The organism is Nakamurella aerolata (assembly GCF_013002705.1).
In the GTDB taxonomy this organism is placed as follows: Bacteria; Actinomycetota; Actinomycetes; order Mycobacteriales; family Nakamurellaceae; genus Nakamurella; species Nakamurella aerolata.
Map to the genome: position 1 here is coordinate 320,009 of NZ_JABEND010000002.1, position 25,507 is coordinate 345,515.

27 protein-coding genes and 1 pseudogene are annotated in these 25,507 nt (G+C 69.5%); 20 read left to right on the forward strand and 8 right to left on the reverse strand.

Going from position 1 to position 25,507, the window contains the following annotated elements:
- The first annotated feature begins 2 nt into the window (after positions 1 to 2).
- Together HKD39_RS20295 and HKD39_RS04680 are read left to right on the forward strand one after the other, a co-directional pair.
- The gene (locus tag HKD39_RS20295; protein WP_171198661.1) at positions 3 to 1,136 is read left to right on the forward strand and encodes a histidine kinase; all 1,134 of its coding nucleotides are present in this window, start codon (positions 3 to 5) and stop codon (positions 1,134 to 1,136) included.
- Positions 1,133 to 1,789, forward strand: coding sequence for a response regulator (locus HKD39_RS04680; RefSeq protein WP_171198662.1), 657 nt, complete (start codon positions 1,133 to 1,135; stop codon positions 1,787 to 1,789). Before HKD39_RS20295 ends, HKD39_RS04680 begins: the two co-directional genes overlap by 4 nt.
- A gap of 138 nt (positions 1,790 to 1,927) precedes the next feature.
- Here HKD39_RS04680 and HKD39_RS04685 read toward each other — a convergent pair whose 3' ends face one another.
- Positions 1,928 to 3,010: a D-2-hydroxyacid dehydrogenase gene (locus tag HKD39_RS04685; protein WP_171198663.1), complete on the reverse strand. Its 1,083-nt coding sequence runs from the start codon at positions 3,008 to 3,010 to the stop codon at positions 1,928 to 1,930.
- A 333-nt stretch (positions 3,011 to 3,343) separates the two neighbouring features.
- Between HKD39_RS04685 and HKD39_RS04690 the strand changes: the two genes are divergently transcribed.
- From HKD39_RS04690 to HKD39_RS04750, 12 genes are all read left to right on the forward strand, one after another.
- Complete coding sequence (locus HKD39_RS04690) at positions 3,344 to 4,558, forward strand: acyl-CoA dehydrogenase family protein (protein WP_171198964.1); 1,215 nt, start codon at positions 3,344 to 3,346, stop codon at positions 4,556 to 4,558.
- Between the two features lie 176 nt (positions 4,559 to 4,734).
- Entirely contained in the window at positions 4,735 to 5,076 is a 342-nt protein-coding gene (locus tag HKD39_RS20300; protein WP_343074596.1) for a glutaredoxin family protein, read from the forward strand.
- Between the two features lie 363 nt (positions 5,077 to 5,439).
- On the forward strand, positions 5,440 to 6,156 hold the full coding sequence (locus HKD39_RS04700; RefSeq protein ID WP_171198966.1) for a redox-sensing transcriptional repressor Rex: 717 nt from the start codon (positions 5,440 to 5,442) through the stop codon (positions 6,154 to 6,156).
- Complete coding sequence (locus HKD39_RS04705) at positions 6,156 to 7,694, forward strand: uroporphyrinogen-III synthase (RefSeq protein WP_171198664.1); 1,539 nt, start codon at positions 6,156 to 6,158, stop codon at positions 7,692 to 7,694. Before HKD39_RS04700 ends, HKD39_RS04705 begins: the two co-directional genes overlap by 1 nt.
- 266 nt (positions 7,695 to 7,960) lie before the next feature.
- Entirely contained in the window at positions 7,961 to 8,635 is a 675-nt protein-coding gene (locus HKD39_RS04710) for a hypothetical protein (RefSeq protein WP_171198665.1), read from the forward strand.
- A 51-nt stretch (positions 8,636 to 8,686) separates the two neighbouring features.
- Positions 8,687 to 9,193 (forward strand): hypothetical protein, encoded by a 507-nt coding sequence (locus HKD39_RS04715; RefSeq protein ID WP_171198666.1) that lies wholly within the window; start codon positions 8,687 to 8,689, stop codon positions 9,191 to 9,193.
- Positions 9,190 to 10,092, forward strand: coding sequence for a histidine phosphatase family protein (locus HKD39_RS20750; RefSeq protein WP_425488414.1), 903 nt, complete (start codon positions 9,190 to 9,192; stop codon positions 10,090 to 10,092). Before HKD39_RS04715 ends, HKD39_RS20750 begins: the two co-directional genes overlap by 4 nt.
- Positions 10,089 to 10,748 carry a TlpA disulfide reductase family protein gene (locus tag HKD39_RS04730; RefSeq protein ID WP_171198667.1) on the forward strand — a complete coding sequence of 220 codons (660 nt, stop codon included), beginning with the start codon at positions 10,089 to 10,091 and terminating at the stop codon, positions 10,746 to 10,748. Before HKD39_RS20750 ends, HKD39_RS04730 begins: the two co-directional genes overlap by 4 nt.
- On the forward strand, positions 10,745 to 11,572 hold the full coding sequence (locus HKD39_RS04735) for a cytochrome c biogenesis CcdA family protein (protein ID WP_343074597.1): 828 nt from the start codon (positions 10,745 to 10,747) through the stop codon (positions 11,570 to 11,572). The genes HKD39_RS04730 and HKD39_RS04735 overlap by 4 nt, the downstream gene beginning before the upstream one ends.
- Positions 11,573 to 13,375 carry a cytochrome c biogenesis protein ResB gene (gene resB / locus HKD39_RS04740; protein WP_171198668.1) on the forward strand — a complete coding sequence of 601 codons (1,803 nt, stop codon included), beginning with the start codon at positions 11,573 to 11,575 and terminating at the stop codon, positions 13,373 to 13,375.
- A gap of 99 nt (positions 13,376 to 13,474) precedes the next feature.
- Positions 13,475 to 14,548, forward strand: a complete 1,074-nt coding sequence (gene ccsB, locus HKD39_RS04745) for a c-type cytochrome biogenesis protein CcsB (protein WP_343074598.1) — start codon at positions 13,475 to 13,477, stop codon at positions 14,546 to 14,548.
- Positions 14,549 to 14,673: 125 nt separating this feature from the next.
- Complete coding sequence (locus tag HKD39_RS04750) at positions 14,674 to 14,922, forward strand: hypothetical protein (protein ID WP_171198670.1); 249 nt, start codon at positions 14,674 to 14,676, stop codon at positions 14,920 to 14,922.
- Positions 14,923 to 15,051: 129 nt separating this feature from the next.
- Here HKD39_RS04750 and HKD39_RS04755 read toward each other — a convergent pair whose 3' ends face one another.
- Positions 15,052 to 15,276 (reverse strand): BldC family transcriptional regulator, encoded by a 225-nt coding sequence (locus HKD39_RS04755; protein WP_171198968.1) that lies wholly within the window; start codon positions 15,274 to 15,276, stop codon positions 15,052 to 15,054.
- Positions 15,277 to 15,605: 329 nt separating this feature from the next.
- On the opposite strand from HKD39_RS04755, the pseudogene HKD39_RS04760 reads away from it, so the two are divergent.
- From HKD39_RS04760 to cds1, 3 genes and pseudogenes are all read left to right on the forward strand, one after another.
- A pseudogene (locus tag HKD39_RS04760) lies at positions 15,606 to 16,058 on the forward strand (Lrp/AsnC family transcriptional regulator); the annotation flags it as partial.
- A 223-nt stretch (positions 16,059 to 16,281) separates the two neighbouring features.
- Positions 16,282 to 16,707, forward strand: a complete 426-nt coding sequence (locus tag HKD39_RS04765) for a DUF4229 domain-containing protein (RefSeq protein WP_171198671.1) — start codon at positions 16,282 to 16,284, stop codon at positions 16,705 to 16,707.
- Positions 16,704 to 17,861 carry an L-cysteine desulfhydrase Cds1 gene (gene cds1, locus HKD39_RS04770; protein ID WP_171198672.1) on the forward strand — a complete coding sequence of 386 codons (1,158 nt, stop codon included), beginning with the start codon at positions 16,704 to 16,706 and terminating at the stop codon, positions 17,859 to 17,861. Before HKD39_RS04765 ends, cds1 begins: the two co-directional genes overlap by 4 nt.
- A gap of 142 nt (positions 17,862 to 18,003) precedes the next feature.
- Here cds1 and HKD39_RS04775 read toward each other — a convergent pair whose 3' ends face one another.
- Entirely contained in the window at positions 18,004 to 18,789 is a 786-nt protein-coding gene (locus HKD39_RS04775) for a L,D-transpeptidase family protein (protein WP_171198673.1), read from the reverse strand.
- A gap of 466 nt (positions 18,790 to 19,255) precedes the next feature.
- Between HKD39_RS04775 and HKD39_RS04780 the strand changes: the two genes are divergently transcribed.
- Positions 19,256 to 20,179 (forward strand): NAD-dependent epimerase/dehydratase family protein, encoded by a 924-nt coding sequence (locus HKD39_RS04780; RefSeq protein WP_171198674.1) that lies wholly within the window; start codon positions 19,256 to 19,258, stop codon positions 20,177 to 20,179.
- A 12-nt stretch (positions 20,180 to 20,191) separates the two neighbouring features.
- Here HKD39_RS04780 and HKD39_RS04785 read toward each other — a convergent pair whose 3' ends face one another.
- The 5 genes from HKD39_RS04785 to HKD39_RS04800 all read right to left on the reverse strand — a co-directional run bounded on the left by HKD39_RS04785 (position 20,192) and on the right by HKD39_RS04800 (position 24,917).
- The gene (locus tag HKD39_RS04785) at positions 20,192 to 22,348 is read right to left on the reverse strand and encodes a S9 family peptidase (RefSeq protein ID WP_171198675.1); all 2,157 of its coding nucleotides are present in this window, start codon (positions 22,346 to 22,348) and stop codon (positions 20,192 to 20,194) included.
- 10 nt (positions 22,349 to 22,358) lie between these two features.
- Positions 22,359 to 22,493 (reverse strand): hypothetical protein, encoded by a 135-nt coding sequence (locus HKD39_RS19960; RefSeq protein ID WP_281361785.1) that lies wholly within the window; start codon positions 22,491 to 22,493, stop codon positions 22,359 to 22,361.
- A 10-nt stretch (positions 22,494 to 22,503) separates the two neighbouring features.
- Complete coding sequence (aspS, locus tag HKD39_RS04790; protein WP_171198676.1) at positions 22,504 to 23,820, reverse strand: aspartate--tRNA(Asn) ligase; 1,317 nt, start codon at positions 23,818 to 23,820, stop codon at positions 22,504 to 22,506.
- 213 nt (positions 23,821 to 24,033) lie between these two features.
- The gene (locus HKD39_RS18640) at positions 24,034 to 24,447 is read right to left on the reverse strand and encodes a hypothetical protein (RefSeq protein ID WP_212753969.1); all 414 of its coding nucleotides are present in this window, start codon (positions 24,445 to 24,447) and stop codon (positions 24,034 to 24,036) included.
- A complete protein-coding gene (locus HKD39_RS04800) occupies positions 24,429 to 24,917 on the reverse strand; it encodes a hypothetical protein (RefSeq protein WP_171198449.1) in 489 nt (162 codons plus the stop codon). Before HKD39_RS04800 ends, HKD39_RS18640 begins: the two co-directional genes overlap by 19 nt.
- 77 nt (positions 24,918 to 24,994) lie before the next feature.
- Between HKD39_RS04800 and HKD39_RS04805 the strand changes: the two genes are divergently transcribed.
- Positions 24,995 to 25,225, forward strand: coding sequence for a hypothetical protein (locus HKD39_RS04805; RefSeq protein WP_171198677.1), 231 nt, complete (start codon positions 24,995 to 24,997; stop codon positions 25,223 to 25,225).
- Entirely contained in the window at positions 25,203 to 25,493 is a 291-nt protein-coding gene (locus HKD39_RS04810; protein ID WP_171198678.1) for a hypothetical protein, read from the forward strand. The genes HKD39_RS04805 and HKD39_RS04810 overlap by 23 nt, the downstream gene beginning before the upstream one ends.
- Positions 25,494 to 25,507 lie beyond the last annotated feature (14 nt).

A 25,507-nucleotide genomic window follows, 5' to 3' on the forward strand; every position in this document is an offset into this window, starting at 1 on the left:
TCGTGGGAGGGCGGCGTGTGGAACGACTCGTCGACGTGATCCCTGTCGTGCTCTCGGTCGCGGTCGGTGCGCTGACCGTTGGACGCGGATTGTCGGGACAGCAGCTGACCATCGTTCCGCTCGGGGCATGGGTCGGGCTGTTGGCGTTCTTCGTGGTGTCGCTTGCGCTGGTGACCATCTGGGTGGAACACCTTGATGAGCGCGCTGCGCACGGGGTGTTCGTCGGCAGTTGGCTCAGCGGAATGGCGTTGGTCCTCACGGCCCCGTCCGCCGGCTGGATGGCGACGATCGTCATCTACACCGCTCTGGTCAGCGGCTACCTGCTCTCCACCGGGTGGAGCATCGCGGTGATCGCCCTGAACACCGCGGCCATCGCCGGCGGCGTTGCGCTGAATGCGGCGACGTTCCCGCGGGATCTCTGGATCTCGGTGGTGAGCGCCTCGATCTATGTGCTGCTTCAGGTCAGCGCCGTGATGTTCGTCTGGCTGTACCAGCGTCAGATCGAGCTCAGGACCTCCCTCGAGGTCGCGAACATCTCCCTGCACGCGACGCGAGAGCTGCTCGCGGCGTCGACCCGGTCGGGCGAACGTACCCGCATCGCAAGGGATCTGCACGATGTCCTCGGCCATCAACTCACCGCGCTGGCGCTTGAGCTGGAGGTGGCAGCGCATACCGCCGATCCCGGCACCGCTCAGCACATCAAGCGGGCGCTGCGCACCGCAAAATCCATGTTGACCGAAGTGCGGGCCACCGTTGGTGCGCTGCGGGACCGCGGGGAGAGCGTGCAAGAAGCCTTGCTGTGCATCACGAATGGGGTGACAGCGCCGCAGATCGACCTGACCGTCGATGCGAGCTCGATCCGCTCACCAGAAGTGAGAACCGCTGTGGTGCTTGGGGTGCAGGAGATCGTCACCAACGCCATCCGGCATGCCCAGGCCAGAACTCTGCGGGTAGACGTTCGCACCGAGAGCGGCTCCATGATCGTCATCGACGCCAGCGACGACGGCATCGCTCGCGATCCGATCCTGGCCGGTAACGGGCTGACCGGAATGCGGGAGCGCTTCGAAAGTCTCGGCGGTTCCGTTCATTTCAGCGTCGCCGGCGGTTTCCGGATCACGGCGATGGTCCCGGCATGACAGCGCTGGTCACAGTCCTCGCCGTTGATGATCAGCGCCTGGTTCGCGAAGGCATCACCAGCCTGCTCGGCCTGAGTTCAACCATCGACGTGATCGGCGAAGCCTCCGACGGTGCCGAGGCACTCGCCATGGTGCTGGCGGACCGGCCGGACGTCGTGCTGCTCGACCTGCGCATGCCGAAGTTCGACGGTGTTTGGTTTCTCGATCGGTTGGCCGAACGGGGTATCGCGGTGCCGTGTCTGGTGCTGACCACCTTCGACGACGACGAGCAGGTACTGGCGGCGGTGCGGGCCGACGCACGTGGGTATCTGCTCAAGGACGTCTCGCTGGAGACGGTCACCGAAGCGATTCGGGTGTTGGCCGCCGGCGGCCTCTACCTGCACCCGTCGGCGACCGAGGGTCTGGTCGGTGCCTTGCGCGAGTTCCCCGAGCGCGACGCGCCGGTGCGTCCGCTACCGGAGCCACTGACCTCGAGGGAGCGGGACGTGCTGCGATTGATGGCGGCCGGCCTGACCAACCGGCAGATCGCGCAGACCCTCTTTCTTGCCGAGGGAACGGTGAAGAACCACGTCTCGCAGATCCTGGTGAAACTGGATTCGTCCGACCGGACGAACGCGGTATTGCGCGCCCTGCGGCGCGGATTGCTGTCGTGATCAACCACGGGTGCCGGTGTCGCGCAACAGCTGGGACGCCGCTGCCCCGGCCCGGTGGTGGTGCCGGACCGGCGAGCCACGGGCTGGCAGCGGCCCGCTAATAGAAATCCGCTAATAGAAATCCGCTAATAGAACCCGCTAATAGAAGTCGACGGTGTTCACCCGGTTGCGCAGCGGCTGCCCGTCCAGCAGCGCGCTGGCATTGCGGGCGAACACCGCTGCGATGCGTTGTTCCTCCGTCGCGGTGAGCGCGGCGGTGTGCGGGCTGACCAGCACCCGCGGGTGCTCCCACAGCGGGTTGCCTACTGGTAGCGGCTCGGTGGCGAACACGTCGAGGGCGGCGAAGCCGACGGTGCCGTCGTCGAGGGCGGCGAGCAGGGCTGCTTCGTCCACGACGCTGCCGCGCCCTACGTTGACCAGGATGGTGCCGGCCTTCATGGCGGCGAAAACGTTGGCGCTGATCAGGTTCCGGGTGGCATCGGTACCGGGCAGGGTGCTGACCACCGCATCGACCTCGCCGACCACATCGGCCAGTTCGTCCGGAGCGACCACCCGATCGACGCCGTCAAGACCGTGTCCGCTGCGCGAGGTCCCAACGATCCGGCAGCCGAACGGCCGCAGCCGCTCGACCACAGCGGTGCCGATGCCGCCGAGCCCGGCCACCAGCACGGTGAGGTCGCTGAGCTGGCGCATCAGGTAGCGCTCGGGCCAGCGATGCGCACGCTGATCGGCCTGCAGGCGGGGCAGTCCCTTCGCCCCGGCGAGCAGGCCGAGAACCGCGAACTCGGCGAGCGAGGCGCCGTGCACCCCGGCAGAGGTGGTGAAAACGATGCGCTGCAACAGTTCTGCTGGCAGCTGTGCGGCCTTGATCGCGGCGCCGCCGCCGGCCGCCATGGTGTGGACCCAGCGCAAGCTCGGGTTGGCGGTAGCGGTGCGGCGCAGCGCATCCGGCGACACGTCGGGGATGCCGTACAGCGCTTCGGCGGAATCCAATAGCCGCTCGAACTGGCGTTGTTGCTCCGGCGTGCGGCGAAACGCCGGATCGCCGCCGAAGTCGGCGGGAAAGCGTTGCGGCGACAGCAGTTCCGGTCGATACAGCAGCTCGACGCGCGGTTCGGCTGTGGTGATCCGGTCGGCGAGCTCTTCGGGCAGCGGGGTGGCCACAGCCACTCGCAGCCGGGCCGGGTGCGAGGTTCCCGGTGCCGCTGCCTGCTGGTCCATGGCGTCATCTTCCCACCGGGGATCGTCGATGCAGGCTTCCGCCGGGCTCCGCCGGCATCGGCGCAACGACCTCGGCGCAACGGCCTCGGCGCAACGGCCTCGGCGCAACGGCCTCGGCGCAACGACCTCGGCGCAACGGCCGGCCGCACTGCCGGCCGGAGCGCCGGTGGAGATCCGATGGTTGGACGCCCTACCATCACGAGTGCGTTGTTTGTCCCTACTGTTCCGCAATAGCCGTGATTGCGGCCGGTGGTGAGGGCGTCGGGGCGCACCGCCTGCGTGGCCGACGTCGCCCGGCGGCCGTGCTCCGAACCGTCGCACCGAGGAATCGTGATGATCAGCACCGGCTACCGCGCTCCCGTCGAGCGCGAGCTACCCACCGACGAGGCCCGCGATCTGCTTGCCCTCACCGACGACCTGGTCCGCAAAGAATTGCTGCCACGGGTCGACAAGGCCGAGGAGACAGGCGATTTCCCGCGGGATGTGTTCAGTCTGCTCGGCCGGGCCGGCCTGCTCGGCCTGCCGTACCCGGAGCAGTACGGCGGGGGCGGACAGCCCAACACCGTCTATCTGCAGGTGGTCGAGGAGCTGGCCCGCGGCTGGCTGGCCATCGGGCTGGGCACCAGCGTGCACGTGTTGGCCTGCCACGGCGTCGCCAACTTCGGCACCGATGCGCAGCGCGAGAAGTGGCTGCCGGATCTGATCGGTGGCGACCAGCTCGGTGCCTTCTGCCTGTCCGAGGCGCACGCCGGGTCCGACGTCGGCGCCATGCGCACCACTGCAAGGCCCACCGCCGGCGGCTACCAGATCTCCGGCGACAAGGCCTGGATCACTCACGGTCCGGTGGCCGACTTCTATCTGGTGATGGCGCGGACCGAGGGCGGTTCCGCCACGTCCGACGCCACCGTGCGCCCGACCGGAGCGCGCCGGCACATCGGTGCCTTCCATGTGCCGGCCGGTCTGCCCGGCATCGAGGCCGGCACTCCGGAGCGGAAGATGGGCCTGCGCAGTTCGGTGACCAGCCAGCTGCACTTCACCTCGGTGGCGGTGCCCGAAGAGAACTTGCTGGGGGAGCGCGGTGACGGGCTCAAGGTTGCCTTCTCCGCGTTGGATGGCGGACGGCTCGGCATGGCGGCCTGCGCTGTCGGGGTCGCGCAGGCCGCGCTGGACACGGCGCTGGCCTACGCGGCCGAGCGGGAGGCGTTCGGCCGGCACATTGTCGACTTTCAGGGCGTCGGTTTTCTGCTGGCCGACGCGGCGGCGAACATTGCCGCGGCCCGGCAGCTGTACCTGCACGCGGCGTCCCGCAAGGACCGCGGCCTTTCGTACTCGACCGAGGCGGCGATGGCCAAGCTGGTTGCCACCGACATGGCGATGAAGGTGACGACGGACATGGTGCAGGTGCTCGGCGGCGCCGGCTATGTGCAGGACTATCCGGTGGAGCGGTACATGCGCGAGGCCAAGGTGCTGCAGATCGTCGAGGGCGCGAACCAGATCCAGCGATTGGTGATCAGCCGGGCGCTGACCAAGCAACTGGCGGCGCACTGACCGGTGCCCGGTCGATTCGGTGCTGACCGGTGCCCGGTCGATTCGGTGCTGACCGGTGCCCGGTCGATTCGGTGCTGACCGGTGCCCGGTCGATTCGGTGCTGACCGGTGCCTGGTCGATTCGGTGCTGACCGGTGCCCGGTCGATCCGGCACCGCTGGGCTGACACAATCGGCCGGTGACCGACCCTTTCCGCTCCGCTTCAGACTCCGCCGCACATGCCGCCGCAGCTGCCGGCCCAGAGTCCGGCACCGATGTGCCGTCCGACATTGCCGAGACCGCCGCGCCCATCACCCTGCTGGTCCGCCAGGACTGCCACTTGTGCGAACAAGCAATCGAGGTGGTGCAGCAGGTGGCGCTGGAGCAGGGCGCCAGCTGGCAGCAGACCGATGTCGACGCCGACCCGGAACTGCGCGCCGAGTACGGCGATCTGGTGCCGGTGCTGTTGGTCGACGGGCGTGAGATCAGCCACTTCACGGTGGACGCCGACGAGCTGCGGGCCGCGCTGCACATCGGCTGAGTCGGCCGATCGCGCCGGCTGATCCGGTGAGGTGATCGCCGGGGACTCCGCGGTCTGGAAACCGGACGACCGGGATTGAGCGGGACGTTCGTCCCCGGTAGCGGGGCGCTGCCGTCCGCGGCGACCTGCGGCGTCCTGCGGAGTGAGACGACCGTCCCATTCTCGGTTTTGTTTGCGGCAGTCGGTGTGGATAGTGTGTCCCGCAGCGGCGACCTAGCACACGCTGGCCGCCCCCTCGGCGCCGGGGTCGCTCCGATCCCGGGTCGCCACCTTCGACAACAGGCGGCAGCAGAATTGTCCACGCATGCGGGCCAGGCCCCGGCCGATCCGGCCGGGCGTACTGATCCCGTGTCGCCGGTCAGCATGTCGCTGGCCGCGGATCCGTCGTCCCCCGCGCAACCGCCCGCCGCGGTGCCGGCCGCCACCGCGGCCCGGCTGCCGCATTATCTGCGCGCCCTCAGCGATTTCGGCGCGACCGTCAACTCGCAAGATCTGGCCACCGCCGCCGGTGTCGACGCCGCGACGCTGCGCCGCGACCTGTCCCGGCTGGGGAGTTACGGCATCCGCGGGGTCGGGTACGACACCGCGGTGCTCAGCGCGGAGATCTCAAGGGCGCTCGGCGCCGAACTCGACCACAGGGTGGCGCTGTTCGGCCTCGGCAACCTCGGCAGGGCGCTCGCCGGGTACGCCGGTTTTGCTGGAAGGGGCTTCGCGCTGGTCGCCCTGTTCGACGTCGATCCGACCGTGATCGGTGCGGCGCTGCCGACCGCTGCCGGCCCACTGCAGGTGCACCATACCCGTGACGCGGCAACGGTTATCGCCGCCGAGCGGGTCACCATCGGGATGATCGCCGCGCCCGACGGCGATGCCCAATCAATTGCCGACCTATTGATCTCGGCTGGGATCAAGTCGGTGCTCAGCTTCACCTCGGGACGGCTGGACGTGCCGGCAGACGTGCACGTACGTCAGATCGACGTCGGCCTGGAGATGCAGATGCTCGCCTTCCACCAGGCGCACCTGCTGACCCCTGCCGATCCGGCGGAACCGACACCACAGCAACAGCAAAGAAGGAGCGGTTGATGACCAGGGCGCGCAAGGTGGCCGGCCGGATCGTTTTCGTCGGGTCAGGTCCTGGCGACAGGAACCTGCTGACCGTCCGGGCCCACCAGGTGCTGCTGGCTGCCGATCTGGTGGTCAGCGATCCCGACGTGCCGGCCAGCGTTGCCGAGTTGGCAGCGCACGCCGACCGGCAACCAGCGGTCGGCGAGCCCAGCGAGGTGGCCAAGGCGCTCGGCGCCGCTGCCCGCGGCGGTGCGCTGGTGGTCCGGCTGGTGGCCGGTGACGTCCTCACCGCCGACGCCGTCGTCAAGGAGATCCAGGCGGTGGCCCGCACCGTCGTCCCGTTCGAGGTGGTGCCCGGCCTGGCCGCCGCCACCACCGCGGCCAGCTATGCCGGGGTTCCGGTCGGTGCCGTGCACACCGTCGCCGACGTGCGGGCGATCAAGGATTGGCGCACGGTGGCCGCGGCTCCCGGAACGCTGGTGCTGCAGGCCGCCGCCGGGCACCTGGCCGATGCCGCCGCGGCGCTGGCCGAGGGTGGCTTGGACGCCGGCACCCCGATCTCGGTGACGTCGGGTGCGACCCTGCCGAGTCAGCGCACCGTCGACGCCACCCTTGCCACCCTGGACAACGTCGCCCACGACCTGCCGGGGACGCTGGTGGTCACCATCGGTGGCCAGACCAGCCAGCGCGGCAAACTCTCCTGGTGGGAATCCCGGTCGCTGTACGGCTGGCGGGTGCTCATCCCGCACACCAAGGACACCGCGGACGAGATGGTCGAGCTGCTGTCCGAGCACGGCGCCACCACCCAGCGGGTCCCGACCATCGCCGTCGAGCCGCCCCGCACCCCGGCGCAGATGGAGCGGGCGGTCAAGGGCCTTGTCGACGGCCGTTACCAGTGGCTGGTGTTCACCAGCGAGAACTCGGTGCGGGCGGTGTGGGAGAAGTTCGAGGCATTCGGCCTCGATGCCAGGGCGTTCTCCGGCGTCCGCATCGCCTGCGTCGACGCCGGCACCGCCGCCGCGGTGCGGGCCCTTGGCATCGCCCCCGATCTGGTGGCAGCCCCCGGCGAGCCGGGCGCGCCCACCGGCTCGGTCGCGCTGCTTGACGAGTTCGGCGAGTACGACGACCTGCTCGATCCGGTCAACCGGATCCTGGTGCCGCGCGCCGACATCGCCACCGAGACCCTGGCTGCCGGCCTGCGCGACCGCGGCTGGGAGATCGACGACGTCACCGCCTACCGCACCGTCAGGGCCGCGCCGCCGGCGGCGGACATCAGGGAGGCCATCAAAACCGGTGGGTTCGAGGCGGTGTGCTTCACCACCAGCTCGACGGTGCGGAACCTGGTCGGCATTGCCGGCAAGCCGCACGCCCGCACCATCGTCGCGTGCCTCGGCCCGAAGACCGCAGAGACCGCCCGCGAGTTCGGGCTGCGGGTGGACGTACAGCCGGAGACCCCGCAGATTCCGGTGCTGGTGGAGGCGCTGGCCGCGCACGCCCAGCAGCTGCGGGATGAAGGTGCGCTGCCGCCGCCGCGGAAGTCCCCGCGGCGGCGCTGACCCTGCGCATTCGGACTGGCCCACCGGAGCGCGCCGGAACCACGGTCGCGCCCGGCGCGTTGTGCCCGGGGGCGGTGCCCTCAGGGCACTGTGCATGCGCCGGTGCGCGCACCCCGGGATCCGGCACCGATGGCGCCGACCCGACCGAGGCGCTGCCCGGCGCCGATCAGTTCGACCCGACCAGCTTGACCCGACCAGTGCCCGACGGGGCCGCTCCGCCACCGCGGTACGGCGCCGGGCCCCTGTAGCCAGATAGGTTGCCTGCCATGACGACACCGGCCGAGCGGCCCCGCCGCGGCGGATTTCTCAACAATCTCTCCGCCGCGCTGACCCCGCCCGTCATTGAGGACGACGATCCCAGCAAGCCGCTGGTGGCGCCGCGCGGGATCATCGTCTCGACGGTGCTCAGCATCCTGGCCGGGCTGCTGTTCACGTACATGGGCGTGATGTCGGTGGCGAACCTGAACAGCGACCTGGACAAGGCGGTTGCCTCCTACCAGCAGGACACCGCCAAGTGCCGGCAGGAGTTCGGCCAGACCGGCGGCAGCGGCATCAACGGTGAGGCCAAGCCCGCCGAGAACGCGGCGCAGGATGTCAAGGATCGCGCGGCGAACTGCAACAAATACACCAGCGCGACCGTCACCCAGGACATGCGGGACAACGCCAAGAGCCGCACCACCATCATCTCGGTGGCGTTCATCATCCTCGGCATCGCGGCGATGGCGGCCGGCTGGTTCCTGCGCCAGGGCGCGGCCTGGGCCCGCCGACTGCTGGTCGGCGTGGTCGCGGTCACCATGCTCGCCACGATGTTCCTCGGCGTCTCGAACCTGCTGACGCTGCTGGCCACCGTTGCGCTGGTGGTCGCGGTGCTGCTGACCTACCTGGGCAAGGGCGGGGTGTTCTTCGCCAGGGCGATGGCCAGGCGCCGCGCCGCCTCCTGATGGGGCGATGATGGTTGGCATGAGCACCAGCGGCTGCCGGTTCGGCACTCGATGACATCGCCGGCCCGGCCCGAACCGGCGACGCCGCCGCAGCCGGGCGCTCAGCCCGGCCCGACTCAGTTCGGCCCGAGTCTGAACGACCCGGGTCAGAACGACCTGCGCCAGCACGGCGCGCGCCGGCGCGGCCGAGTCCGGCTGGCCAGTACCGGCGTCGCGTCGGTGCTGGCGGTGCGGATGTGGCTGGCCGCGGCCGGCGCGGTGCTGGCTTGCGCGGTGGCGGTCTGGCTGTATTTCCAGTCCATGAGCACCTCGCTGTGGGGCCCCTATCTGCCGGACGGCAAGCAGATCGAGATCGTCAGGTACTCGACCGGATTCTTGGTGGGCGCCGCCGGGGCGCTGCTGGTCGGCGGGCTGTCGCTGACTGCCGCCGTGGCCGACGCGGTGCGTCGTTCCCGGTTGCGCCGGGCCACCCGCCCGGGACCAACGTCCCGGCAAACCCCGGGTGCCGATGGCTGGGCGGCGGGGTCCACATCTTCGGCTGCCACACTGTCGCCGTGACATCGCTGGACCCGCCCGCCGCCGTGCAGCGCGGCAGCGATCGTGCCGCCCGTCCGGACGGCACCGGTCAGCGCTCCGGCGCGCGGCAGCCGGCCACGGCGCCGGTCGCGGTGCTGCTGCTGCGGCACGGCGAGGTGAACAACCCGCGCGGGATTCTGTACGGCCGGCTGCCCGGCTACCCGCTGTCCGACCTCGGGCGCCGGATGGCCGCCGGTGTCGCCGCCGCGCTCACCGACGCCGGTTCGGCACAGGCGGTCACCACGCCGCCGATCCGCTATCTGGTGGCCTCACCCCTGCAGCGGGCGGTGCAGACCGCCGAGCCGATCGCACAGGCCACCGGGCTGCCGCTGGTGTTGGACGAGCGGCTGATCGAAGCCGACAACGTCTTCGAGGGCAGCCGGTTCACCCCTGCGCAACTTCGCAAGCCGGCCAACTGGCCGCGACTGGTCAAGCCCACCCTGCCCAGCTGGGGCGAGCCGTACCTTGACATCGCCAGGCGGATGCTGGCCGCGCTCTACGAGGCCGTCGACACCGTCACCGCGCTGAGCAATGCCGACCCCGCAGGCAGCAACGCCGCAGACCCGAGTGCCGCAGTCACCAACGCCGCGGCCGGCGACGTGGGCAGCTCCAGCACCGACGCCGGGCCCGCCGGAGCCGGCACCTCCAACGGCAGCGCAGCTGCGGTGGGCGGCACCGCCGTCCTGGTCAGCCACCAATTGCCGATCTGGACGTTGCGCAGATTCCTTGCCGGGCAACGGCTCTGGCACAACCCCGCGCGCCGGGAGTGCGCGCTGGCTTCGCTGACCAGCTTCACCTTCACCGACGGAGTGCTCGGCAGCATCGGCTATCAGGAGCCGATGGCCAGGTTGTCGGCACAGGGACGGGGGACCGGCGCATGAGCCACCGCAAAGCCGCCAGGACGCCACGGATCGCCGCAGCGCTGCTGGCGGTGCTCGGGTTGCTGCTGGCCGGCTGTTCCGGCAACTCGGTCTCGGCCGACGGCACCTTCGCGCTGGTCTCGCCCGGTGGCAAGAGCGAGTTCAGCTATCCGCAGGGCGAGCGCAAGCCGCTGGGTGAGATCGCCGGCCCCGCCGTCGATTCCGACAAGCGCATCTCGGTGGCCGACTACCCCGGCAAGGTGGTGGTGCTGAACTTCTGGGGAGCCTGGTGCAGCCCGTGCCGCGGTGAGGCCGACGATCTGGCGACGGCCGCAAAGCTCACCGCCAACGACGGGGTGCAGTTCATCGGGATCAACGTGCGGGAGGCCAGCAAGCAGGCCGCCGCCGACTTCGAGAAGTCCTTCGGCGTCCCGTATCCCTCGATCTTCGACCAGCAGGCCCGCACGCTGCTGTCCATCCGCGGGTTCCCCGCCACCGCCATCCCGTCCACCATCGTGCTGGACCGGCAGCACCGGGTGGCGTACGTCAAGCTGGGCGCCTTCGACAATCCGGCTCCGCTGGTGGAAACGCTCAAGAAGATCGCCGCCGAGCAGCCGCCCGCCGGTGAGGCGGTGCCTGCCAACCCGGCGCCGAGTCAGGCGGTGCCGACCAGGTGAGTGCGACGTCGATGCTCGCCGCCGGCGGCATCACCCAAACCGTCGTCGACGGTCCGCTGCTGATTGCCGGCGCCCTGGCGCTGGCCGCCGGCGCGGTGTCGTTCGCCTCGCCGTGCGTGTTGCCGCTGGTGCCCGGTTACCTTTCGTACCTGGTGGGATTGGTCGGCTCCGAGCAGACCGCGGGCGGTTCGCGGCCCAGCGGCACCGGCACCAGGACCGACACCGCAACCAAGACCACAAGGTCTGCCGCTGTCCGTGGCGCGGCGTTGTTCGTCGCCGGCTTCACGGTGGTCTTCATGGCCATCTCGGTGCTGATCCTTGGGCTGCGAAACCTGGTGCTGGACAACCAGTCTCTGCTGCTGCGCATCGGCGGGGTGATCACCGTCATCATGGGCATGGCGATGTTGGGCTGGGTCCGGCCGTTGCAGCGGGAGGCGCGCATCCACTCCCGCCCGACCGGCCGTTACCTCGGCGCGCTGCTACTCGGCGGATTCTTCGCGCTGGGCTGGGTGGTGTGCATCGGCCCCACCTACCTCGGGGTGCAGTCGCTGGCCATCTCGATGGAATGGAACGGCGCGCTCTGGCGGGGGCTGCTGCTCACCCTGCTCTACTGCCTCGGTCTCGGTGTGCCATTCCTGTTGCTGGCCTTCGGGTTCGGCTGGGCCACCGCCGCCGTCGGCTTCCTGCGGCGGCACTCCCGCACCATCCAGATCATCGGGGCGGTGGCGCTGATCGTCATCGGCCTGCTGATGGTCTCCGGAACCTGGGAGAGCTTCATCCGCTGGTTGCAGAACCGGTTCGCCAGCACGGAAACGGTGCTCTAGATGACCATCACCGACGCCCCCGGCCGCACCACCGGTGCCACCCCGCGACCCCCGGCCAAGCCGGGGAAGGTCAGGGCCACCCTGCAGTTCCTGCGCAACGTGTGGCGCGGCCTCACCAGCATGCGCACCGCGCTGATTCTGCTGTTCCTGTTGGCGCTGGCTTCGCTTCCCGGGGCGTTGCTGCCGCAGTGGGACAACGGTCGCGAGAAGACCCAGGCGTACCTGGACGAGCACACCACCTGGGGACCGTTGCTGAACAAGCTCGGCTTCTTCGACGTGTTCGCCTCGCCCTGGTACTCGGCGATCTACCTGCTGCTGTTCATCTCGCTGATCGGTTGTGTGCTGCCGCGGTCGGTGGACTTCGCGCGGCAGCTGCGGGCCAAACCGGTGCGCACCCCGCGGAACCTTGCCAGGATGCCGCTGTCCACCGAGTACCGGGTCGACACCGACCCGGAGGCCACCGCCGACAGGGTGGAACAGCAGCTGCGGCAACGGCATTGGCGGGTGCTGCGCAGTGCGGAACCGGCGACGGCCGGCGGCTACACCGTCTCGGCCGAGAAGGGCTACCTGCGCGAGTTCGGCAACCTGGTGTTCCACTTCTCGCTGATCGGGCTGCTCGGCGCCGTCGCCACCGGCGCGCTGTTCGGTTACTCGGGCAGCCGGCTGATCGGCACCGGCGAGTCGTACTGCTCCAGTGTTGCCTCGTACGACACCTTCCGTGCCGGCATCACCGTTGACGGCACCGATCTGACGCCGTTCTGCGTGCAGCTCGACAAGCTCACCGCGCAGTTCTCCCCCGAGGGCATGGCCACCGGATTCCAGGCAGACGTGCAGTACCAGGCCAACCCCCAGCAACCAGGAGACGCCTGGCAGCGCACCACCATCGAGGTCAACGAGCCACTGCGGCTCAACGGCCAGCGGCTGTACCTGATGGGCCACGGATACGCCCCCGAGCTGAAGGTCACCTGGCCGAACGGGCAGACCCGCGACGTCACCTCCAACTTCATCTCCAACGACGCGTCGCTGTTGTCCACCGGAGCCGTCAAGATCCCGGACCCGCCCGGCGTCCCGGCCGACCAGAACAGCACCAAGCAGCTGGCCATCGCCGGGTTGTTCGCGCCCACCGCCGTTGTCCAGGGCGGCATCATGACCAGCGTCTTCCCGCAGGCCACCGCACCCGGCCTCGCGGTGAAGATCTACCGGGGTGACCTCGGCGTGAACAGCGGTGTGCCGCAGTCGGTTTACGCGATCGACCAGGGCCAGGTGGACGCCGGCAAGCTGAAGGAGATCAAAGAGGTCAACCTGATGGTGGGGCAGCGGACCACCCTCGACGACGGCACCACCATCGAATTCACCGGCTACCGCAACTGGGCGGCGCTGCAGACCAGTTACGACCCCGGCCAGTTCTGGGCCCTGGTCTTCGCAGTGCTGCTGCTGGGCGGCCTGATGATCTCGCTGATCATCAAGCGCCGCCGGGTCTGGTTCCGGATCACCCCGATCGGTGCCGACAACGGGCCGGACGCCGGTGCCGGGGGCGCCGGTCGTAGTCTCGTCAGCGTGGGTGGGCTGGCACGCACCGACCAGGCCGGCTACGGCGCGGAGTTCGACACCGTCGCCCGGCTGGCCGGACCGGCCGTCCCCGATCCCGCTACCGAAGCCGCTGCCTCAACCGCCACCAGCCCCGAGCACTCACAACAGGCGGAGTCCGCTGCAGCACCGGCCGTGCCCGGCACCGAGCGGCGCCGGCGACAGCGGGCCGGTCTGGGCGATCCGGCCCAGCCGGAGCGGGAATCCGATGAGTAGTCGGCAGCGGACCAGCGTCACCGGAAACTGCAGCGTCACCGGCAGAGATCAAGGCAAAGACAGGGCGGAGCAATGAATCCGAACTCATCGATTGCGCAGGTGAGCGACCTCGCGTTCCAGGCCACCATGGCCGCCTATCTGGTGGCGCTGGTGTGCCTCGGTATCGAGCTCGCGGCCAAGCGCCGTGCCCCCACCGAGCTGGAGGCGGTCAGCGCGGCCCGCAGGGTCGCCGCCAAGTCCGGTCTGCTGGTGGGCAGCGGCGCCGGCGCCGCGAACACCGCCGGTATCGCCGGCACCGCAGCCACCGCCGGCTCCACCCCCTCGGGCAGCGCCGACGTCACAGTGACGTCCGGCCAGCAGCCGCCCACCGCGGCCCAGACCCAAGGGCCCGCGCAGCCTCCGAGCTGGAGCGAGCGGTTCGGGCGGGCCGCGATGGTGGTCACCGTCGTCGGTCTGGTGGCGAACCTGATCAGCATCGTCACCCGCGGCATCGCGGCCGGCCGGTTGCCGCTGGCCAACGTCTACGAGTTCTCGGCGGCATTCTGCTTCGTCGCGGTGTTGTGCTGGGTGGTGCTGGCCGCCAAGACCAAGGCCCGCGGTCTCGGCCTGTTCGTGCTGACGCCGGTGACGCTGCTGGCCTTCCTGGCTGGGACGGTGTTGTGGCAGAAGGCCGGTCCGGTGGTCGCGTCGCTGAACTCGTACTGGAAATGGATCCACGTCACCACCGTGTCGATCTCCGGCTCGGTGCTGCTGGTCTCCGGCGCCGCGTCGGTGATGTACCTGCTGCGGCATCGCTACGACCGCAAGGTCACCGAGCATCCCGACGATGTCGACCTGGCCAACTCGCTGCCTGGCAAGCTGCCGTCGCTGCAGCTGCTGGACAAGATCGCCTACCGCACCGCGATCGTCGCCTTCCCGCTGTACACCTTCGCGATCATCGCCGGCGCGCTGTGGGCCGAGGTGGCCTGGGGGCGCTACTGGAGCTGGGACCCGAAGGAGACGGTGGCGTTCATCAGCTGGGTGTTCTACGCGGGATACCTGCATGCCAGGCACACCAGCGGCTGGCGTGGCGTCCGGGCCGCATGGGTCAACATCGTCGGTTTCGCCGCGATCATCTTCAACCTGTTCTTCATCAACTACGTGGTGACCGGCCTGCACAGCTACGCCAGCTGACCCCCGGCACCGTGCAATACCACGACGATTCACCAGATGCCCGCAGAAGTGCGTACTCTGAAAGCTAGGTGCCGTGCCGATAGTTGCACCGGAGACCGGGCACCGATCGGCCAAGGGAGGTTGAGATGTATCTGCTCATCGCGCTGGCCGTGACGGTTGTCGTGATCGCTCTGGCCTGGCGGGGCCTTGACGGGGCCCGCCCCGGCGAGTCGTCCGGCTCGGAAGCCCGCAACCCGCAGCCTCCGACGCCGCCGCGACCCAAGCCCCGTACCGTCGCGCCGGACGACGATCCCGAGTTCCTCCGCGAGATCGACCGCAAGATCCGCGGTGGCGAAGACATCAACGGATCCGGTGGCGCCGGCGCCTCCGCCTGACGGCAACGGCACGTCGGCAGTACACGATCTGAACACCACAGACCTGAACACACAAGACCGGCCCCGCAGCGTGCGGGGCCGGTCTTGTGTTTGTGTGCTGTGGACTGCTGTTTTGACTGCAGGGACTGCTCAGCGCTCGGGCGCGGCCTCGACGGTGAGCTGAGCGAGCAGCGCCGTCACCTCGGACTCGCGGAACCGGCGGTGGCCGCCGGGGGTGCGGATCGAGCCGATCCGGCCCGCCGACGCCCAGCGGGTCACCGTCTTGGGGTCGACCCGGAACATCAATGCCACCTCACCTGGGGTGAGCAGCTTCTCCGGCTGGTCGTTGCCGGACGGCGGCGGGCTGGTGAGCACGCCGGAGTGTTGGCCCTGATGCTGCGGGCCAGCGTGGTTCGCGCTGACCGGGCGGCCTGGACCGGTGGGAACTGCGCTGCCGTTTGTCGGGTTGATCGGCTGCATATCGGCTCCTTGCCGGGAGAGTGAATCGATTCGGCTGTCCAGCTACAGTGCCCGGTTCGTCGTGTTCTCAAACATGGCGCAGGCGAATATCTGACCGGGCCCGTTCGGTGCCTGCCGAACCGGCCGCACCGACCGGCCCGGTGCTGACGCCGAGACCAGTTCCTGCCGTAGTTGTCCGATCAGCCGTCGGGGCCGGGCGGGCCGGCTGCAGTAGGTTGACTGTCGTGGACGCGGTGGATCGGCGGTTGATCGACAGGCTGCGGGCCGACGGCAGGGCAAGCTATGCCGAGTTGGCGCGCACGGTCGGCCTGTCGTCGTCGGCGGTGCACGAGCGGGTGGCCAAACTGGAAGCGGCGGGGGTCATCGTCGGATACCGAGCGGTGGTCAGCCCGAGCGAGATCGGCCTCGGCGTGACCGCGCTGGTCGGCATCGAACCCGGCGAGTACGGCAACGACGCCGATATCGCCGATGCACTCGACCGGATGCCTGAGGTGGAGAGCTGCTACGCGGTCGCCGGCGACGAGGCGTTCATCGTCAAGGTCAGGGTCGCCAGCGTTGACGCGTTGCACCTGTGCCTCGGCCGGTTGCGCGGTATCGAGGGCGTCGCGCGGACCCGCACGACGGTGGTGCTCGACACCAGGTTCGAGATGCGCCCGCACCAGCTGTCGATTGCCGAGCCGGCGCTCGACCACATCGGCGACAGTGCCAACGGTGCCGCCGGCGACCACCGCGCCGATGGCGCCGACGGTGCGAAGAGCACCGATGGCGCGACCAGCCCCGGGCCCAGCATCGAGCCCGCCGCCGGGCCCGCCGTCGAGCCTGCCGCCGGCCCCGAGTCCGGCACCGGGTCCGAGCCGGCGGCCGCGCCGACCGATTGATCCGGGCGGATACCCTGAACTGGTGAGTTCTTCGGCATCTGGGCAATCGGCAGCAGAGCCGGCCGGACCGGCTCGAGCCGGAGCCGGCATCGCGACGATCGTCGGGTACGTGGCGCTGCGGCTCGGCCTGCTGGTGGTGTTGGCGACGGTGATCTGGGGCGTCGCTGCGCTGGTCGGACTGGAGATGCCGGTGCTGGTGGCGGCGATGCTGGCCATCATCACCGGGCTGCCGTTGAGCTGGCTGATCTTCAGTCGGCAACGGCTGGCCGCCACCGAGGCGCTGGAGCAGCGATCCGGCGAGCGGCGCCGCACCCGCGCCGAGTTGCAGCAGGCGCTGGAAGGCACCCAGGGCGTGCCGCGCGCGACACCCCCCGCCGGTGAGCCCGGCGACGAGCGCGACAATGACGAGCGCCACGATGACGAGCGCGACCGCGGGACCCCGCGATGACCAGCACCGATGCCGTCCTTCACCCCTCGGCGGCCGGCGACGGTCGCGAGCCCGCCGGCTGCGGCGGCCGCAGCCTCGACCGCTCGGATCCGGCCGCGCGGGCCTGGACCGCGCGGGCCGTCCAGCGCATCGAGGCCGACGCCCAGCGCAGCGCCGACACCCATCTGCTGCGCTTCCCGCTGCCGGAGGCGGTGGGTGTGGAGCTGTACCTCAAGGACGAGTCGACGCACATCACCGGCTCGCTCAAGCACCGGCTGGCTCGGTCGCTGTTCTTGTATGCCCTCTGCAACGGCTGGCTGACCGAGGGCACGACGGTGATCGAGGCGTCGTCCGGTTCGACGGCGGTGTCCGAGGCGTATTTCGCCAGGCTGATCGGCCTGCCGTTCGTCGCGGTGATGCCGGCATGGACCTCGCCGCAGAAGATCGCGCTGATCCAGGCGCAGGGCGGTCGTTGCCACCTGGTGGACGACGCCGCCGCCATCTACGACGAGTCAAGACGGTTGGCCGCCGAGTGCGGCGGGCACTACATGGATCAGTTCACCCACGCCGAGCGGGCCACCGACTGGCGCGGCAACAACAACATCGCCGAGTCGATCTTCGCGCAGATGGAACTGGAGCGGCATCCGGTTCCGGAATGGATCGTCATCGCGGCGGGCACCGGCGGCACCTCGGCCACCATCGGCCGGTATGTGCGCTATCGCGGCTTCCCGACCCGGCTCTGCGTCCCAGACCCGGAGAACTCGGCGTTCTTCCCGGCGTGGCGGGCAGCCGAGCCGAGCGTGCGCGGCGGTGGTTCGAAGATCGAGGGCATCGGCCGGCCGCGGGTGGAGCCGAGCTTCGTCGGGCAGGTGATCGACCGGATGATCCGCATTCCGGACGCCAGCTCGGTCGCCGCCATGCGCGCGGTGGAAGCGGTGCTCGGCAAGCGGGTTGGCCCGTCCACCGGCACCAATCTGTGGGCCGCGTTCACGTTGGCCGCCGAGATGAGCGCGCAGGGCACCGAGGGCTCGATCGTTGCGCTGCTGTGCGACGCCGGCGAGCGGTACGGCCGCACCTATTACGACGACGACTGGGTGGCCCAGCAGGGCTGGGACCTGGCGCCGGCCACCGCCATCGTCGACGAGTTCCTGACCACCGGACGCTGGCGCGGCTGAGCCAAGCTCGCTCGCGCGGCAGGCCGTTTCGCCGGTGGGTCACGCCGACGTTCCGGACACCGCAGTGCCCCAGAGACCGCAGGGCCCCGGACCCGGCGCGGTTGGCGTCGGGTCGGGGGCTGCGGTTGTGCGGTGGATGCGGTCAGTAGACCAGCACGGTGCGGCCGATCGGCGCCAGATCCGCCGACCAGATGAAGTCGATCGCCGCATTGGACAGCCGGGCGCAGCCGTGGCTGGCCGGGTAGTTCGGGATCGAGTTGGAGCCGTGAATGGCGTAGCCGGCGTAGAAGTACCGCGGCCGCCACAGCTCGCCGAGCTTGGACACCCGCATGCCGTCGATGCCGCGCTCGATGGTGAACGTGCCGGTGGGCGTGGTGGCGGTGTAGGTGTTGCCGTCCTGGCCGTACGGCTGCCCACTGCCGGTCGAGGTGTGGAAGGTGTAGCGCAGCTTGCCGTTCTCCACGATCTTGATCAGCTGCTTGCCCAGATCGATCTCGACGGCGTTGCCACTGGTGGTCCGGACGGCCGGTCGCACCTTCTTGGCCAGCGCGGCCTGGGTCTGCGGGCCGGCGACGCCGTCGACGTCGATGCCGGCGGCGCTCTGGTAGGCCATCACCGCCTGCGCCGTGGTCTGCCCGTACTGGCCGTCGGCCCCGGTGTTCCAGTACCCGAGATCGAGCAGCTGCTGCTGCAGTTTCTTGACGGCCGGCCCGGACGAACCCTCGCGCAGCGCCGTCGCTGCCGGGCCCCCGGCCATCGCGAACAGGGCGGTGTCACTGCCGCTCGCTGCTGGCACAGTGCTGGAGACCGTTTGTGCCGCAGGCGCTTCCGGACCGGAAGCAGCAACGGCGATCCCGATGGAGCCGGCGCCGATACCGGCGGCCGCCGCCACCGCGACGACGGTGCTGACGAGCTTTGGATAACGCATGGGTATTCCCTCCCGTTGTGCGAGCCCGAGCGGAACCTTGATGGAAACCGCCGCGGCGCAAGGACGATCGTGCTTGGGCCAGTGCCCCCGGGCCCGTGCTGGTGCTGCTCTTGCCGCGTTGCTTGTTGGTGCTGCTTGCTGCGTTGAGCGGTGCCGCCGCGCCGTTCCGGCCGCTGTGGTGGCCGCTCGTAGGTACAGACGCATGGCCGCTCCGATTGGTTGCCACGGTCGGCGAAATCGCTGAGTGCGCGCGAGGAGATGTCGCCGATCGGTGGCTGGTTCGCAGTTCGACCGGGTAAATGCCATCGAGAACTGCACTGGACCCGGATTTACGACATCGACCCGTTCGAGCCCGCCGCACCGAGCGTGCGGAGCGGCTGCTCGGCCCGGACTGACCGCGGGCAATGTTGACGTCGCTTACATTCGTCCTTAGGCTGGGTGGCGTCGTAGGAAAGGGTGGTTGGGCGTGCAGGCGATTCTCGGTGCCAGCGGTCAGATCGGGACGGAGCTGGCCAAGGAGTTGCACGCCAGTTACACCACCGACCTGCGGCTGGTCAGCCGGAAACCGGTCAGGTTGCACGACAGCGACCAACTGGTTGCCGCCGACCTGATGAGTGCCCAGCAGACCGCGGATGCCGTCGCCGGTAGCGAGATCGCTTATCTGACCGTGGGTTTGCCGCCGAAAGCCGCGCTGTGGGCGGAGCAACTGCCGGTGATGATGCAGAACACCATCGACGCCTGCGCCAAGTACGGAACCAAGCTGGTGTTCTTCGACAACACCTACATGTACCCGAAGACCAGTGCGCCGCAGACCGAACAGACGCCGTTCGAACCGGTCGGGCCGAAGGCCGTCACCCGGGCCCTGATCGCCACGATGTTGTTGGATGCGATGGCTTCCGGGCAGGTGGAGGCGGTGATCTGCCGGGCACCGGAGTTCTACGGCCCCGACAAGACGCAGGGGGTGACCAACTCGCTGGTCCTCGACCCGATCGCGGCCGACGCCAAGCCGCGGGTGCCGATCAGCGATCGCACCCTGCGCACGCTGATCTGGACGCCCGATGCCAGCCGGGCGATGGCGCTGGTCGGCAACACTCCCGACGCCTACGGGCAGACCTGGCACCTACCCTGCGACGACGACCGGCGCACCTACGCCCAGCTGATCGAGGTGGCTGCCGGACTGTGGCAGCGGCCGATCCGGTACCGGGTGGTCAGCAAAGCGGACTTCGGCATCGCGCGCCTGTTCAGCGAACAGGTTCGGGAGATCTGGGAACTGTTGCCGCGGTACGCGGTCGACAACATCTTCGTCTCCGACAAGTTCAAGGACCGTTTCGGAGAATTCGTCACCACCAGCTACCCGCAGGGACTGGCGGCGCTGCGGGCCGGTGGTTGACCGCGTTCGCGATCAGTCGGCGGGCTGCTCCGGCAGCTCGTCCGGAGTTTTGCGACCGAGCACGTGCCGATCGACGAAGTCGGCGACGGCGGTGTTCCACACGTAGGCGTTGCCGGGGGACAGGATCCAGTGGTTCTCCGAGGTGAACTGCAAGAACCGGTGTGGCATGTCGGCCGGCTTGCCCGGCCACCGGGACACCAGGTCCCACCACAGCCGTAGCGCCTCGCTGACCGGTACCCGGTAGTCCTTGTTGCCGTGCGTCACCAGCATTGGCGTGGTGGCGTTGCCGACGTGGTGGTGCGGGGAGTAGGCGGCGTACCACTCGGGCAGCTCGTCCGGCGTCAGATGTACACGCACTTTGGACGCTGCGGCATCGGTGGTCGGATGCTGCTGGTCAAGGGCGTACAGCCCGGCGTGCGTGACAATGGCCTTGAAACGCTTGGTGTGCCCGGCGATCCAGTTCGTCATGAAGCCGCCGAACGACGCTCCGAGCAGGGCGGTCCGCTTGCCGTCCAACGTCTTTCGGTGCAGTACGTGGTCGGCAAGTCCTTCCACCTCGGCCCAGACCAGGTCGGGCCGGCGTGGCCAGGCCCGGTTCAGCGTCGCGTCGCCGTAGCCGGTGGACATGGCCGGGTCGGGCATCAGCACCGCGTATCCACGCGCGACGAAGATCCACGGGTTCCAGCGCCAACTCCACGAGTTGTATGACGCGTGCGGGCCACCGTGGATCCAGACCATCAGCGGCGCAGGCTTTTTCGCGCTGGCACCGCGCGGGGTGCAGAGCCAGCCGCCGACCAGAACCCGGCCGCCGGAGCCGTCGGGAACCTCGGCCTGCACCCACTCAAGGCTGCCGGGCAGCGGGGCGATGCGGCCCGGAGTCGGAATCGTGACCGGAGGTTGACCGCGCCGCAGAGTGAGGCGCACCGGAGTCGGTGGGCTGTCGACCGTCGATCGCAGGGCGAACAGGTAGGTGCCGTCAGCGGTCAGGCTCAGCGACGAGTACACCGCGTCGCCGGCAACTGTCTTGCGGATGCGGCCGGTGCGCGGGTCGACGGCGACGACGGCCCCGCGCGAGTGCAGATCGCCGGTGACGTAAAGGGTTTTGCCGTCGGCGGCCCAGCGGTACTCGCTGGCGTGCAGGTCGCCGAGCTGCACCTGTACCGGGTCGCCGTCGGCGGTGCCGCCGCGGGCAGGGTCGCCCCCGGCGGTGTCGCCAACGGCAACGGGGTGAATCTCCAGGGTCGAATAGCTGGTGTCCGTCGGCGTCGATACCGTCGAGCGGGTCACCGCCAGCGAACGTCCGTCCGGGGCGAACCGCGGACCCGAGTAGTTGAAGCCGGAACCGGCTCGCAGCAACAGCTTCCGTCGCGCTCCACGGCCGCCCCGTCCGGCCCTGGTGTCGATCAGCGCGATCGAGGTGCTCAGTTCACCGCCGCGGCCGCGTTGCGACCAGCTGGTGGCGACCCAACGCCCGTCCGGCGAGAGGTCCGCCGAGGCATTCAGCAGGTTGACGGTGTCCGCGTCCGGCGTCAGGTCGACGGCGGCGCCGGGGTCGGAGACCGGTGCGTCCGCACGGCGCAGCAGCAGCCGCGGCGAGACGTCGTCAAGCTCGTGATCCCAGTACCGAATCGGCATCCCGGTATGCCAGATCGCCGTCACCTTGCGGTCTTTGCGGTTCTTGCGGCGCTGTTCGTCGTCGGTAAGCGAACCGCCGGCCAGCACACTGGAGGACAGCAGCATGGTGCCGTCGGCGGCGGTTGCCACCAGGTTCACCCCACCGGGAGCCTCGGCCACGATGCTCGCCTCGCCGAACTCCGGAAGTTCCCACAGCGCCGGAACCTGCTCGGAACCCTTGGGATCGGCGGGATCCGGGCGTGCCGAGCTGAACAGCAGCCGGCCGTCGGCGGTGAACCGCGGCGCCGACTCGCCGCGGGCCGAGAACGTCAGCCGCCGGGGTTCGGCCTTGGCCTTCGGGTCCAGTTCCCACAGCGCGCTCGAGTACCGGCCGCCGTCGGCGTCGGGCTGCTGAACCGCCGCGACCAGGCGTTCGCCGGTCGGGTCGACGGCGACCGAGGTGATGCGCGGTGTCGCGACGAACTGGGCGATATCGGCGGCATCCGGCTGTTGCTGTGTTGACTGCGCGGCGGAGGGCGCGGAGCGGTCTGGCATGGCCAACAACTTATCCAACCAACGGTCTTTCCAACCAACCGTCGCAGCCGACCGGCGACCGCGCCACCGCACCGACGCCCACCGCACCGACGCCCACCTCGGCGCCGGTGACCGCGGCGACGGTGAAGACGGCGCCGGTGACCACGGCGCCGGGCCTATGGGGTGAGCCGGTGCACGTCCCTGGGGAACAGCGCGGCGAGCCGGATGTTGTCGAGCTCCAGCAGCCGGGCGACCCAGCGTTCCAGGCCGATGGCAAAGCCCCCGTGGGGCGGCATGCCGTGTCGGAACGCTTGCAGATAACCCTGGTACTGCGCGGGGTCTTCGCCCCGCGCCTTGAGCGCCGCAAGGTAGTCGGGGTAGCGGTGCAGCCGCTGGCCACCGGTCACCAGCTCGAGCCCGCGGAACAGCAGGTCGAACGAGTTGGTGTAGCGGGCATCGTCCGGTTGCGGGTGGGTGTAGAACGGGCGCTTCGCAGCGGGAAACCCTTCCACCGCAACAAAATCGGAGCCGTGCTCGCGGTGTGCCCAGGCGCCGAGGCGGCGTTCGTGTTCCGGGGCGAGGTCGGGCTCGTCCGGGTCGGCGCCTACCAATCGCAGCGCCTCGGTGAAGTGCAGTACCGGGATCTGTTCGGGCACGACCGGCATTCTCGGCCGCAGCAAGGCCGCGGCCGGGCTGGCCGCGGCGGCATCCGTCATCCCGGCCAGTACCGAACGCAATACCTGCAGCACATCGCGGTGGTCGGCGACGAAGCCGAGTTCGACGTCGAGCGAGGTGTATTCGGACAGATGCCGGACGGTGTCGTGCGGCTCGGCACGGAACACCGGGCCGACCTCGTAGACCCGCTCGGCCACCCCGACCATCATCTGCTTGTAGAACTGCGGCGACTGCGCCAGAAAGGCCTTGCGCCCCAGGTAATCCACGCCGAAGACGTTGGCGCCGGATTCGGTGGAGCCGGTGACGATTTTCGGGGTGCGGATCTCGGTGAAGCCAGCGGCGTCGAGGGTGTCACGGAACCCGCGCAGCGACGCCGCGGCCAACTGCCACACCGCCCGCCGCCGCGGATGCCGGAGCGTCACAGCGGCGTTGTCCAGCAGCGCCGGCAGGCCGGCCGAGAGCTCGGGTCGCCACAGTTCGACCGGTGGCGTTTCGGCCGGGTCGGTGAGTGCGGTGAGCCGCGGCTGGGTGACCTCGACCCCGCCGGGTGCCTGGGGGTTGGCGGTGGCGATTCCTTCGACCACGACGGAGGTTTCCTCTGCCAGCCGGTCGAGCTCGTCGCGGGTGGCCGGGTCGGCGACCACCACCTGGGCGATGCCGCTGCGGTCGCGGACCAGCAGAAAGCTGACGCCGGCGAGCCGGCGCCTGCGGTGCACCCAGCCCGCAAGGCGCACGTCGGCGCCCGGTGGCTGGTGGTGAAGAACGGCGGCAAGCGTGCGTGCTGACCGCGCCGGCGCGGTGGATGTGGTGCTGGACAAGCTGTTCACCTCCTGGGATGACGGTCCCCGGGAGGTGTGGGCGATCGGGAGGCTCGCGGTGCCACCACACCTTCGCCGACCTGGAATGTGGTCGGCCTCAACTGAATCGGCCGCTTCTACCGGCAGGTGCCGGTGCGGGCGCCGAACCCGGCCGGGCTGGTAGGGGCGTCACTCCCCGTCGTGGCCCGACCGGATCAGCTTAGCGCGGCGCCGCTACTGGTAATCGGCTCTGGTGCTGGAGATCAGCCACAGGGTGCCGCCGTAAGGGGACTCGGCGCGGGTCTTGGTGTTGATCCCGGTGGTGTAGAAGGTGCCGTTCGGCATCTCGATGCTCGAGGGATTGGCCGAGTCTTCGGTGCCGAGATCGTAGATGGGGGTTGGCGTTCCCAGGTTCCACACGTCCGCAGGATTGGAGATCAGCAACCCCTTGGTGGGACGAGTGGTGATCGCCCCGTCGCCGTAGGTGAGCAGCACCTTTCCGTCTGAGGTTTTCAGCAGATGATGCGAGCTCGCCTTGATGTTCAGCGTCTGCTTGTAGATGGTGGGATTGGTCTCGTACGCCCGCCACCAGTAGTGGATGGAGGGCAATCGGCCGTGCGGGTCGCCGATCACGTCGCTGCGCACCATGCAGACGACCCAATCGCCGATCTGGACGAAGCTCGGCTCGGTGTACTCGACGGTGCTGGTGTTGGCGATGAGTTGGCGCGCAGGCGCTTTCGCGGTGAGCGTCTGGCTGCTGCTGTTCCACTGAGCCCGCACGAACCAGGCCCTGCCGTAGTAGATGGGAACGACACCTCGTTGACGAAGCTGCCGTTGTCCCGCAGCGCCAGCACACCGCCGTGCTCCAGCATGCCGGCGGGTCCGGCCGCGGAGAACAACTTCGGCTCGGTGAAGTACTCCCAGCCAGGGCGCCACACCGAGTACCAGACCTGGTAACCCTGGTTGTTGCCCGGCTTGGTGAAGAAGGTGAGGATGACGGTGCCGTCGTTGAGCAGGCCGAGCTTCGGGTCGCGGGTGTCGCGCCCGGCCACCGGCGCGCTGCTGTAGAGGGCGTTGTGCGGGGTCGACCAGGTGGTCGCATTGGTGCTGTACGCCACCCTGATGACGCCCGGGGTCGAAGTGTCCTGGGCCCTTGTGCCACACCGCGATGATGGTGCCGTTCGGGTGGCGCAGGATGTCCGGGATCCTGGCCTCGTCGGGGTCCGGCTCCTGGACGATCTTGATCGTCGGTGGAGCGATCGCGGCGTCCGCCCGACCGGTGCCGAGCGCCAGGCCCAGCGGTGCGATGGCGCTGGTGGCGAGCAGGGTGCGGCGCGAGATCGACCGCGCGGAAAGCGCTCGGCCGGCGTCCGGCCCGTGGGTTTCGGGGGCGGGTTCGGTAGGTGCTGCTGAGTCCGTCATCTGATCATCGCCTTAACAAGGTCGAGCCGGCCGACCGCCGTGGCGCGTCGCTGGAAGGCGTGCTCGCGCCGCAGATGCAGCGGTGTCCGGGCACAGCCGACTCGGCGTACCCGCGCTGCGGCAGCAGGCCGGTGAAGGTGGGTAGCGACCGGGAACCGGTCGAGACGCTTCGCCGCGACGAGACGGGTAGGGATCTGCCGGGGACGAAAGCGAGCGGTGGCAAGAAGTTAACAGACGCGGCCGGGAATCTGGAAGAAGATTTCATTCCGTGATTCCCGGCCGGCAC

Coding starts and splice junctions, on each gene's coding strand:
- HKD39_RS04680 (WP_171198662.1), top strand. CDS start 1,133: ATGACAGCGCTGGTCACAGTCCTCGCCGTTGATGATCAGCGCCTGGTT.
- HKD39_RS04685 (WP_171198663.1), bottom strand. CDS start 3,010: ATGGACCAGCAGGCAGCGGCACCGGGAACCTCGCACCCGGCCCGGCTG.
- HKD39_RS04690 (WP_171198964.1), top strand. CDS start 3,344: ATGATCAGCACCGGCTACCGCGCTCCCGTCGAGCGCGAGCTACCCACC.
- HKD39_RS04700 (WP_171198966.1), top strand. CDS start 5,440: ATGTCGCTGGCCGCGGATCCGTCGTCCCCCGCGCAACCGCCCGCCGCG.
- HKD39_RS04705 (WP_171198664.1), top strand. CDS start 6,156: ATGACCAGGGCGCGCAAGGTGGCCGGCCGGATCGTTTTCGTCGGGTCA.
- HKD39_RS04710 (WP_171198665.1), top strand. CDS start 7,961: ATGACGACACCGGCCGAGCGGCCCCGCCGCGGCGGATTTCTCAACAAT.
- HKD39_RS04715 (WP_171198666.1), top strand. CDS start 8,687: ATGACATCGCCGGCCCGGCCCGAACCGGCGACGCCGCCGCAGCCGGGC.
- HKD39_RS04730 (WP_171198667.1), top strand. CDS start 10,089: ATGAGCCACCGCAAAGCCGCCAGGACGCCACGGATCGCCGCAGCGCTG.
- resB (WP_171198668.1), top strand. CDS start 11,573: ATGACCATCACCGACGCCCCCGGCCGCACCACCGGTGCCACCCCGCGA.
- HKD39_RS04750 (WP_171198670.1), top strand. CDS start 14,674: ATGTATCTGCTCATCGCGCTGGCCGTGACGGTTGTCGTGATCGCTCTG.
- cds1 (WP_171198672.1), top strand. CDS start 16,704: ATGACCAGCACCGATGCCGTCCTTCACCCCTCGGCGGCCGGCGACGGT.
- HKD39_RS04775 (WP_171198673.1), bottom strand. CDS start 18,789: ATGCGTTATCCAAAGCTCGTCAGCACCGTCGTCGCGGTGGCGGCGGCC.
- HKD39_RS04785 (WP_171198675.1), bottom strand. CDS start 22,348: ATGCCAGACCGCTCCGCGCCCTCCGCCGCGCAGTCAACACAGCAACAG.
- HKD39_RS18640 (WP_212753969.1), bottom strand. CDS start 24,447: ATGGTGCGCAGCGACGTGATCGGCGACCCGCACGGCCGATTGCCCTCC.
- HKD39_RS04805 (WP_171198677.1), top strand. CDS start 24,995: ATGTCCGGGATCCTGGCCTCGTCGGGGTCCGGCTCCTGGACGATCTTG.